Genomic DNA, 11,206 nt, shown 5'->3' with positions numbered 1-11,206 from the left:
TCGTGAAGGCTCTTGTACGAGTCCTGCACGTCCACGTACTTGCCGACAATGCCGATTGTGACCTCGTGCTTAAGGGAATAATACTTCTTTACCATCTTCTCCCACTGCTCGAGCTTCGGGGACCTCGTCCATATATTAAGCGTCCTGATTATCTTCTCATCCAACTTTTCCTCGTGGAAAACGAGCGGAACCTCGTAGATGCATTTGACATCCATGGCGGAGATGACAGAGTCCCTGTCAACGTTGCAAAAGAGAGCGATTTTACCCTTCAAATCCGGCGAAAGCGGCTTCTCGCTCCTGCAAAGTATCACATCGGGCTGGATACCGATTTCCCTGAGTTTATTTACGCTGTGCTGCGTGGGCTTGGTCTTAAGCTCCCCTGCGCTCGCTATATAGGGCACGAGCGTTAAGTGCACGTACATTACGTTTTCCTTGCCAAGGTCGAACCTTAATTGCCTTATGGCCTCGAGAAACGGCAGGCTCTCTATGTCGCCGACCGTGCCGCCGATCTCAACGATGGATACGTCGGCATTGTCCGAGAGCCCGAGTATGCTCGTCTTTATCTCGTCTGTCACGTGCGGCACAACCTGCACCGTGCCGCCAAGGTAATCCCCTCTTCTCTCTTTTGTGATGATGGTGTTGTATATCTGGCCGGTGGTGTAGTTGTTTTTACGCGTAAGGCTGGCGTTGGTAAAGCGTTCGTAGTGCCCGAGGTCCAAGTCCGTCTCCGCGCCGTCGTCTGTTACAAAGACCTCGCCGTGCTGAAACGGGCTCATGGTGCCCGGGTCGACATTTATATATGGGTCCAGTTTCTGGATAGTGATGTTAAGCCCCCTGGACTCGAGAAGCGTTCCTATGGAGGCGCTGGCCAGCCCCTTGCCAAGCGAGCTCACCACACCTCCGGTAACGAATATGAACTTTGTCTTAAGGCCCTTTTTGCTCTCTGCCATAAACCTCTACCCTCCCACCATAGATCTAACCTTATCCAAATCCTCCTGCGTATCGACCGATATCGGATTATAGGAAGTCTCAACGAGCTTTATCTTATAGCCGTTCTCGAGAACTCTGAGCTGCTCGAGCCTCTCGCTTATCTCAAGCGGGGTCTGCGCCATGGAACTCATCTTAAAGAGAAAGTCCCTTTTATACGCGTACACGCCGATATGCTTATAATATAAAGGAAGCGGGGCGCCCGGGAAGACATACGGTATCGGGCTTCTGGAGAAATATATGGCAAAGCCGTCCTTATCGGCTATTGCCTTTACGACATTCGGGTTCTGTATCTCGTGCGGGTCCGTAAGCTTGACAACAGGGGTTGAGAGAAGAAGGGATTTGTCGGTTTTAAAGGGCGCTACACACGCGTCTATGACAGAGCCGTCTATGAGGGGCTCATCGCCCTGGGCGTTTACGACTATATCGGCATCCATCTTTGCCGCTGCCTCTGCAACGCGCTCCGTGCCGGTCTTGCAATCGGGCGAGGTCATGACGACCTTGCCGCCAAAGGCCTCGACGGCCTTTTTTATGCGCTCGTCGTCGGTAGCGACAAATACCGAATCCGGGGTCTTTGCCTTAGACACCCCTTCGTAGACCCACTCTACCATGGGCTTATTCTTGATGAGCTTTAGCGGCTTGGCCTCGAGCCTTGTAGAGCCGTATCTCGCGGGGATAAAGACCAGAACTTTCATTCAGGTCAATAATACCAAATCCAACGAATGTGTCAAGGACGCTCTCCGGGAAACGGTTTAATAGAGATTGACAAAGCCTTAAAATCTGCGATAGACTAAATATCTATGCGATAATGCACAGTTATGTGCTTGATTTGGTACTACTGTAAATCATATGTTGACGATTTGTCAGTGATTCTCGTGTCTGAATAATAATTCTATACAAAAGGGCCCGCACCTCGCCGTCTTTCCATCTATCGCTCACGTCGGGGCCCGAAACATTCAGAAAAGAAACGCACAAACCAATACCAGCGGCATTCTCAAGACTGCTACGAGGCAATGAGCATAAAAGAAGCCGTCATACTTAACTGCCCAAGATGCGGCACCAAGGTGCGCCTATGGGTGCCCGAGGAAACGCTTTCCAAGTGGACAGCAGGCGAGGAAATCGCCTGCATCAAATGCACGAAGCGCTTTCTTATACGCGTTGATGGCGAGGGAGAGGTGCACGTGCTGGCGCTGCAAAAGATGCCGGCAAACGTCGAGCCTGCGGCCCCCGCGCCTGCGCCAAGACCTGCGGCAGCCGCGGCCCCAAAACCTGCTATGGCTGCGCCAAGACCTGCAGCGCCTGCGCCTCCAAAGCCTGCTGCCCCGAAACCAGTGGCGGCCCCTGCGCCCAAACCCGCGCCTCAAAGACCTGCCGTAGTAACAACGGCACGCCCGGTTACCGCAAGTAAAACAGTTGCAGCGCCTGTCAACGCAAAACAAAACGCGGTAAAAGAGGCCGAGATGAACGAGGCCGCGGCAAAAGAGGCCCTTCTTGTAGCGCAACAGGCCGCCCTTGCAGCAAAACAGGCAGCAGCTGCGGCAAAAGAAGCTCTTGCAAAACAGACCGCCGCAAGAGAAGCTGCTGCCGCAGCTGCTGCGCCAAAGCCGGTCACGCCGCAAAAACCCAAATACACCGGCCCCATGCACAACATTCTTTTCGTCGACAACGACGCCCTGATTACAGCCCGGGTGCAAAACACAATCAAGGCCGAGAACATAAACCTTACGATAGCCAAAAACTTCGACGATGCAATAGAGCTCGCGAAGAGAAAACAGTACGACCTGATAATATCCGACCTCTATTTGCAAAACATCCCGGGCGCGGACGGAGAATCGCTTCTAAAACGCATCATGGCATTTAGCGGCAAGGCCACCCCGGCAATAATGACTTCCGAGAAGCAGCTCTACGACGACATCATCGCTGACCGCAGGTGGTTCGATCTGAAGGTAAAGGGGTTTGTTGAAAAAGCCAGCCAGACATGGAGCGACGACCTGAAGGCCAGAATAAGAGAAGTCCTCGGCGTAAGCATCTAGTACAGCGCCGCTTAAGCGCTCCTGCCTACCTGCCTTTTTTCGAAGTATAATCCGTCTCGAGGTACGCGTACGCGCTGTGGTTGTGGATGCTCTCCCAGTTCTCCGCCTCTATCGAGGCCCACGCAATGCCTTTTAGCTTACCGAGGTTAATGGAGGTCTCCCTCACTATGTCCTCGACGAACATGGGGTTATCATAGGCGCGCTCGGTAACGTACTTTTCATCGGCTCGCTTTAGTATCGAATAAACAGGCGAGCTTGCCGACTCTTCCACCGCCTTTATTATATCCTCTATCCACACGAACTTCGTAAAACGCGCCCTTACGCGTATAACGCCCCTCTGGTTGTGCGCGCCCCTCTCGCTTATCTCCTTTGAGCACGGACAAAGAGTGCTTACAGGAACGCTTATCTCGAGGACAAAATCATGCTTTTCGGCAAGAGAGCCCGAGAGACGGCAGCGGTACTCCATCAGGCCCTTTGCGCGCGTCACAGGCGCGGCCTTTTCGATGAAGTACGGGAACTCGACCTCGAGGTGCGCGGTGTTGGCGTCAAAACGCTTTTTCATGCGCTTTAATATCTCGGGGAACTTCTTTACCGTTATCTCGCCCCTGTGCTCGTTTAAAAGCTCGACAAAGCGGCTCATGTGCGTGCCCTTAAAGTGGCGCGGCAAATCGACATACATGTTCACCGAGGCAACTGTCTGCTGGCTCTTGTTTTTCTTGTCGAGCACGACGATTGGGTAGCGGATGTCTTTGACGCCCACCTTATTGATATCGATGTTCCGCGCGTCCGGCAAACTCTGGACGTCTTTCAAAGGCTTTGCATACTTTTTAGCTTTTATTGGCATAACGTGCCTTTCCTTTCAATATAGGATAATGCCGCTTTCTTGAAACCGCCGATTTTGCGGCAGGCGTGACGCCTGCACCCGAATGTTGATGCTGTCATTGCGAGCCGCAACGCGGCGAAGCAATCTCACGTTGTCATTCCCGCCCCGTATCAAGTACGGGGTAAACTCCGGCGGGAATCCAGCGTCTTCTCTTACAATGAATTCGACATATATTACCGCTACTCTTTTCCTATATCTTCGAGAAAGGCCTTTAGTTCCTTATTATCCGACAAACCATTCTCATCGATTCTCAACCGTATCTCAGACAAAAAGAAATCTCTCTCGGCCCGTCCTGAAACCGACTTGTCCTGTAGCGGCATATTAAACCAACGAATGGCTTCTTTTATATTTTTACGCTGCAAATTAATATTTCCGGCACGCAACGCAATGGCTACCTTTTCCTTTCCAGACACACCTTCCGTGTCATATCCCTTCGCAAAATAATCCAATGCGCTCTCGAAGTCTCCAGCAGCCTCCTTACAGCCACTAAGCACAGCATAAGCATTTTTAACACTCGTTACTACTTTATTCTCTACAGGAATACCTAAATAACGTTCTCCATATTTCAAAGCGCCTTCGCAGTCATTTTTCTTGGCATATACTATCATCTTTAAATAGGCCACCTCGGAATCAACCGACATAAACTGTGTCGTCAAAGTTTTTTCCATCCGTGGATACCGCCCCAATTGCAACTCTTTATAAGGACGCGACATGAACTCTATAGTATCGAGAAGCTGCAAAATATGCTCATTCGTTTCTCTCCCCAAAACGACATAAAGACGCGGCAACATCAAATCCAGCGGCAAAAACACTCCTCGCTTTTCTTTCTTTAACAACTCAATGGCCTCTGAATATTTTTGTGTGGCAACATACTCATTTACGCGCTCCATAATCCTTATAACCGGCAATTTTACTCCGGCAGATTCTCCTCCAAGCAAAATAAACGCCCCAAATTCATTCTTTTCAAGTGCAGTATTCATATCAACCTTTCCAGCGCTCTTACGACCTGCGACAATATTACCCATCGCCCTGCCAAACAAAATATAAGGATCACCTGGGGCCAGTCTTACCGCCTTATCGAAATCTGCCAAGGCTTTATCATACATTTCTTTTTTCGCATAAAAAGATCCGCGTACCGCATAAGCTAGCGCAAGCAAACCGGCATCGCTTCCAAGCCGATCCACAAGTACGGAAATATCTTTGATGGCCAAATCATACTTTTCAAGATAAGCATAGGCCGTTCCCCTATTATCGTACAAAGTTATATATTGTGGTGCCTTTTCTATCGCTATCGTAAAATCCTTTATAGCATCTTCATACTTTTCTTCTTCCAAAGATACGTACCCACGTTCCCAATACAGCCTTGCGCTTCCAGGGTACTCCTTGAAACCCGCCTTTATAAACTCCCTGGCTTCCGCGTATTTTTTCCCATCATCGTACGCCCTGACCAAATATACATATGCAAGCAAATTCTTTTTATCGCGCTCAAGTGCTCCACGCAACACATCGACAGCCTCGACATGCTGCGCTCTTATCTGATACCAAAATCCCAGCTCCAGAAGGTAGTTACCCTCGAATGAACGCTCCAGAGCCTTAAGCCTTTTCAATGCCTCACCGTTTCCTTTGTCGCTTTGCAGTTTTGACTTTATTGCCTCTGTTTCTTTTTGATTTTTCGCATAAGTCTTGAGTATAAAATCAAAGTCATCGGCATAAAGACCATAATGCTCAAAACGCCGCTCTATCATCCATTCGACCTCAAAAAAATCCCTTTCCTTAAGCTCGACCGTGGCCACATATTCGAGCCCTTTTTCGCTGCTACGCGTCTCAACGCTGCTCTTCGCAATATCCGTTATAAAGAATGAAAACATCCTGAGCTGCGCGGCATCAAGGGTAATATTTTTACCTTTCAGATATTCCTTGAGCCTTGGCTCGACATGTTTTTCCAGCTGCCTCCTTGCGTTTTCCAAAGCGCGTTTCTCGGCAACCTGCGGCGTTTCCTGCTTTACGGCAGGATACACCCCTTCGACAACCACTCCGCCTGCATGGGCAACAGAGGCCAATGCGAACACCGGGAGCAGCGACAAAAAAATCACCTTGACTATTTTAGTAATGACCATTTATCCCCTCTATCAACGCAATTTGACGGTTTATGTATAGGTCAAACAACTACCGTATAAAATCTTTCTACCTTGGCGAAGCACAATACCAATCCAACAAACTTATCCCCTCTCCCCAAAGGGGAGAGGGGGATACAACCACCCTACCGCCCAAAAACTTCTTTTAACAGGTCGGTCACCCGTGCTGCCGGGTCTTTGCGGATTTTCTTTTCTTCCTCGCCAAGTATTTTAAAAAGCCCCTCGAGCGCCTTCTTCGTCACATACTCGTCCGGGTCGAATGGTTTACCTCCGGCAAGCTTTATGAGCTTTTCGTTCTTACTGGCGAACTTCTTATACTTCTTCGTTACCTCGTACTTGTTGGTCGAGTTCTTTACTATCGGCGTAAATGCGGCGGTTAGCGGCTCGGTTGTCTTGCCTTTAAAGTACTCGGTTGCGGCAGTGTCGTCACCTTTATATATCTTTTTTGCGTCCGCAAAGGTCATCTTCGTTATCGCGTCCAGGAATATGGCCTTTGCCTCCGGGGCCGCGGCCTCGGCTGCGCGGTTCATACTAAGTATGAACTCATCTGCCTTATCACCCTGCCCTGTCTTTCTAAGAACACTCTCTGCCTTTTTAAGCTCTTCCGGCATAGGGATTTTTATGTCCGGGTTTTTGAAGTACCCGTCCTCCTTACCCGTCCTTTGGACGGTATTACCTGTGCCGACCTTTAGCGCATCCTTTAAGCCTGCAATGACCTTTTCTTCCGAAAGCTCGGCCGGGGCGCTGCCCTTTTTCTTCGTGCCTACCTTCTCAAGCCCCTTCTTTAACCAATCATCCCCGGCATAAGAAGGGACAGACCAAACGCACGCCAAAAACATAACTGCCGCAAATATTACCGTTTTTCTCATACAACCTCCTCTTTCCGCTATTCTGACCCAGTCACTAATCCGGCTTACGGCGTTTTCCATAAAAATGCTTCCATACCATAACGATACCAAGGGGTGTCGCTATAAGCAAAACAATAAGCAACACCATAGGGCCGACCGTTTGGCCATAATGATTTTTATAGCCAAAATAATTGGCGGACTTAAAAAGCGAGATACACTGGATCCACAACTGCACCAGCACGAAAGCTACAAGAGCCCCGCCAACCCATGTCATCCATCCGATACTCTTCTTTTTGCCCATGACCACTCCAGCAAACCCGCAAGTTGACCCTGAACTTGATTCAGACCTTGCCGCCGCCAGACGCGCAGATGCTGCACTTAAAGTCTTTGGGCAAGCTGCCCTTCTTGCCGCGCTCCGGCACAATACACTTTCTACAAACAGGTTTTTTACAACAGCAACAAATACCGCCGCCCAGCTCTTCGAACTCACTGCCGCATACGCGGCATATCCAGGGAACAATATCTTTTTCCATACATTCGGGTGCAGGCGTCACGCCTGCCGGCAAAATCGCCGGTTTCGTACAACCACAGATGCCTCTCGACGCAGCCTACTCAGAATACGCTGCCGCCGCCTTCTCACTCTCCCAAACTCTAACCTTTGCCACCTTCACATTGCCGTCGTTTATGGCAAGGGCAAGCCTCTCGTATATGATGCGGGCGATGTTCTCGGCAGTGGTGTTTATCTTATCGAACGGAGCAATCTCGTTTAAGTAGCGGTGGTCGAGCGATTCAACGACCTCGTTTGCTTTTTTCTTTAGTATCTTGAAGTCCACTGCCATGTCTATCGAATCGAGCTTTTCTGCCGTGACCATGACCTCGACCCTCCAGTTATGGCCGTGCAGCCGCTCGCACGCGCCCTCATAGCCTCTAAGGTTATGCGCCGCGGCAAAATGGGTTTCTATCGTAAGTTCATACATACGCGTTCTCCTTTTTATAGAAGATTACAGGCCTTGATTTTACCATAATAGCGTTATTTGGGAAATAAAAACGCCTTTGGCATTTACCCTCGTTCTTGACCCCAAAAAACCCCTGTGATACGCTTTAAAGCCACGATGCGCATTTCATCCAAAATACGCCTCATCATAATAATCGCGTCCTTTGCGGCGCTAAATAGCTGCACGCCCAATAACCCGTACAGAAGCGAGGAAAAACACGAGAACACCCTCTACTCGACCTTCGACGAGGTCCCAAAGCACATGGACCCGGCCAGATCGTACAGCGAAAACGAATACGCAATCATCGCGCAGATATACGAACCCCCGCTCGAATACCATTACCTTAAACGCCCGTACGAGCTGATACCCCTTACTCTTACAAAGCTTCCGGAGCCCGCGTACTACGACAAGGCAGGCAAAAGGCTTGGCAGCAATGCAACGCCCGAGGCAGTTGCCAGGGCAGAGTACGACCTTATAATCAAAAAAGGCCTCATGTACCAGGACCACCCGGCACTTGCAAAGAACGCGGACTCTACGCCCGTGTACGCGAACATAAAGGCATCGGAGCTAAGGGGCATAAACGGCCCGGACGATTTTAAGCTCAAGGCAACGCGCGAGCTTACGGCAGACGACTACATATACGCAGTGATGCGGCTTGCGGACCCGAAGATAGGCTCGCCGATTGCGCCGATACTGTCGCAATACATTCTCGGGTTCGACGAATTCTCGGCCTCTGTTGGGAAGGAAATAAAGGCAATACGCGAGGAAAGAAAAAAGGCAGCCGGAGCAACATACAACAGGACAGAGGACGAAAAGAAAAATCCCATAAGAATCGACTACTCAAAGCACGAGTTCAAGGGGCTAAAGAAAACCGGCACGCATTCATTCAAGATAATACTCAAGCGAAAGTACCCGCAGTTCTCGTACTGGCTGGCGATGCCGTTCTTCGCGCCAATGCCGAAGGAGGCAGACGTTTTCTACAATCAGCCTGCGCTTGCCGATAAGAACATCACCCTCGACCGCTTCCCCATAGGCACGGGCCCGTACTTCATGAAAACGCTCAACCCGAGAAAGGAAATAGTGCTTGAGAAAAACCCGCACTACTCAAACGGCTTTTACCCAACAGAGGGCGAGGCCGGGGATAAGGAAGCAGGGCTTCTTAAAGACGCGGGCAAACCGCTCCCGCTCGTAAGCAAAATAGTGATGAAGCTCGAAATCGAGGCGATTCCGCGGTGGAATAAATTCCTGCAGGGCTACTACGACCTCTCGGGCATAACCTCCGACAGCTTCGATGCCGCAGTGGCCTTTGGCGGTAAAGGCGTAGTCGAGCCATCTGATGAGATGAAGAAAAAGGGCATCGCCCTTGTTACACTCGTAAAGCCAAGCAGTTACTTTCACATCTTCAACATGAACGATAAGACAGTTGGCGGATATTCCGAAGAAAAGAAGAAACTTCGCCGGGCGATATCCATTGCCCTTGACCAGGAAGAATTCATTGAGATATTCACAAACGGCAGAGGGGTGGCGGCGATGACGCCGATACCGCCCAAAATATTCGGGTATGAAGAGGGCAGCGCGGGCATTAACCCGCTAACGCATGAATGGGACGCTACGCTGCAAAGGCCGAAGAGAAAATCCCTTGACGAGGCAAAGCGCCTTCTAAAGGAGGCCGGCTACCCGGACGGCCGCGATAAGACAGGCCGCCCCCTCACCATCACCTTCGACAACGCATGGACAGGGGCCGAATCCGCGCAGCACATAAACTGGTACATAAAGCAGTTTGCCAAGCTCGGCATAAGCCTCGTTAACCGCACGACCGACGGTAACCGCTTTCAGGAGAAAATGACGAACGGCGACTTCCAGTTCGCCTTCTGGGGCTGGAACGCCGACTACCCGGACCCCGAGAACTTCATGTTCCTACTCTACGGCCCAAACGGCAAGGTAAAGTTCAAGGGCGAGAACGGCGCTAACTACTCGAGCGCCGAGTTCGACCGGCTCTTTAAGATAATGGAGAACATGGACAACTCAGGCGAGCGCCTCGAGATAATACGGCGCATGAATGAAATAGCGAGAGAAGACGCTCCATGGGCCTTCGGATACCATCCGGTAAGCTTCACCTTGAAGCACGGCTGGGCAGGAAACTATAAGCCAAACGCCATGGCAAATAACGAGATGAAATACTACGGCCTCGACGCTTTAGAGCGCGCAAAGATGCGCGATGCATGGAACCGCCCGGTCGTGTGGCCGGTAATCGCAGTACTTCTGCTTCTCGTGATATCGGCGCTCCCGGCCATAATGGCCGTGAAGAAAAAATTCGGCGCCCAGGCAAAAAGGAACTGACGCGATGCTAAAATACATACTTAGAAGGCTCGCATACGCAGTGCCCATCATAATCGGGGTTAACGTCATAACCGCGCTTTTATTTTTCTACATCAACACCCCTGACGACATCGCGCGCCGCATGCTTGGCGAGAAAAACGTTACGCCGGAATTAGTCGACAACTGGAAAAAAGAGCGCGGCTACGACCTGCCGCTCTTCTTGAACACGAAGGAAAGCGGGCTTTCCGTTCTCACGCAAACCATATTCGTGCAGCGCTCGGCGCCGTTACTCTGGCTTGATTTCGGCAGGTCGGATAGAAACAACGTCGCAATCGGCGAGGAAATAAGAACGCGCATGTGGCCAAGCCTCGCAATCGCAGTGCCGACATTCATCCTTGCCATACTCATAGAACTAACCCTTGCCATGATAATCGCCTTCATGCGCTCAACCTACATAGACAGATGGGGTGTTGTCGTGTGCGTTGCCGCAATGAGCATCTCAACCCTCTTCTACATCATCGGCGGGCAATACATGTTTGGTAAAATTCTAAAGCTCGTGCCCATCTCCGGCTACGACTCGGGCATGCACGCTCTGAAGTTCGTGCTCCTTCCGGTCATCGTGGGTGTGGTCGGCGCCGTAGGAGTCAGCGTACGCTTCTACAGAACAGTATTTCTCGAAGAGCTCGGAAAGGACTTCGTGCGCACTGCGAGAGCAAAGGGGCTTTCCGAAACAGCCGTGCTTTTTAAGCACACTTTAAAGAACGCGATGATACCGGTGCTTACTAACGTCGTCGTCTCTCTTCCCTTCCTCTTCTACGGAAGCCTCATCATGGAGAACTTCTTCGCGATACCAGGGCTTGGAAGCTTCATGATAGACGCAATCAACGCCCAGGACTTCGCGATAGTAAGGAGCATGGTGTATCTGGGCTCGCTTCTCTACATAACAGGCCTGATACTGACCGATATAAGCTACACGCTCGTCGACCCGAGGGTGAGGCTCGAATAA

Annotated in this window: 10 protein-coding genes; 3 read left to right on the top strand and 7 right to left on the bottom strand. The window is 50.7% G+C overall.

Annotated elements, in window-relative coordinates:
- Positions 1-950, bottom strand: a 950-nt coding sequence (locus OEV59_09685) for a CTP synthase (protein ID MDH4227999.1), incomplete at its 3' end; no start/stop codon positions are given.
- A gap of 6 nt (positions 951-956) precedes the next feature.
- Positions 957-1,682, bottom strand: a complete 726-nt coding sequence (kdsB, locus tag OEV59_09680) for a 3-deoxy-manno-octulosonate cytidylyltransferase (GenBank protein ID MDH4227998.1) — start codon at positions 1,680-1,682, stop codon at positions 957-959.
- Between the two features lie 318 nt (positions 1,683-2,000).
- Here kdsB and OEV59_09675 point away from each other — a divergent pair, with 318 nt between their 5' ends.
- Positions 2,001-3,020 (top strand): response regulator, encoded by a 1,020-nt coding sequence (locus OEV59_09675; GenBank protein MDH4227997.1) that lies wholly within the window; start codon positions 2,001-2,003, stop codon positions 3,018-3,020.
- A gap of 25 nt (positions 3,021-3,045) precedes the next feature.
- Here the strand turns inward: OEV59_09675 and folE2 are convergent, their stop codons facing one another.
- From folE2 to queD, 5 genes are all read right to left on the bottom strand, one after another.
- Entirely contained in the window at positions 3,046-3,864 is an 819-nt protein-coding gene (gene folE2, locus OEV59_09670) for a GTP cyclohydrolase FolE2 (protein MDH4227996.1), read from the bottom strand.
- Positions 3,865-4,082: 218 nt separating this feature from the next.
- Complete coding sequence (locus OEV59_09665) at positions 4,083-6,020, bottom strand: tetratricopeptide repeat protein (protein ID MDH4227995.1); 1,938 nt, start codon at positions 6,018-6,020, stop codon at positions 4,083-4,085.
- Positions 6,021-6,163: 143 nt separating this feature from the next.
- Positions 6,164-6,907, bottom strand: a complete 744-nt coding sequence (locus tag OEV59_09660) for a DUF4197 domain-containing protein (GenBank protein ID MDH4227994.1) — start codon at positions 6,905-6,907, stop codon at positions 6,164-6,166.
- Between the two features lie 34 nt (positions 6,908-6,941).
- On the bottom strand, positions 6,942-7,376 hold the full coding sequence (locus OEV59_09655) for a hypothetical protein (GenBank protein MDH4227993.1): 435 nt from the start codon (positions 7,374-7,376) through the stop codon (positions 6,942-6,944).
- Positions 7,377-7,494: 118 nt separating this feature from the next.
- Positions 7,495-7,863: a 6-carboxytetrahydropterin synthase QueD gene (queD, locus tag OEV59_09650; GenBank protein MDH4227992.1), complete on the bottom strand. Its 369-nt coding sequence runs from the start codon at positions 7,861-7,863 to the stop codon at positions 7,495-7,497.
- Between the two features lie 135 nt (positions 7,864-7,998).
- Between queD and OEV59_09645 the strand changes: the two genes are divergently transcribed.
- The gene (locus OEV59_09645) at positions 7,999-10,221 is read left to right on the top strand and encodes an ABC transporter substrate-binding protein (protein ID MDH4227991.1); all 2,223 of its coding nucleotides are present in this window, start codon (positions 7,999-8,001) and stop codon (positions 10,219-10,221) included.
- A 4-nt stretch (positions 10,222-10,225) separates the two neighbouring features.
- Positions 10,226-11,206 carry an ABC transporter permease gene (locus tag OEV59_09640; protein MDH4227990.1) on the top strand — a complete coding sequence of 327 codons (981 nt, stop codon included), beginning with the start codon at positions 10,226-10,228 and terminating at the stop codon, positions 11,204-11,206.

This window comes from Deltaproteobacteria bacterium (assembly GCA_029858205.1).
Taxonomy (GTDB): domain Bacteria; phylum Desulfobacterota; class GWC2-55-46; order GWC2-55-46; family DRQE01; genus JAOUFM01.
Note: the sequence above shows the minus strand (reverse complement) of the source record. Positions and strands in the feature narration are given on the sequence as shown.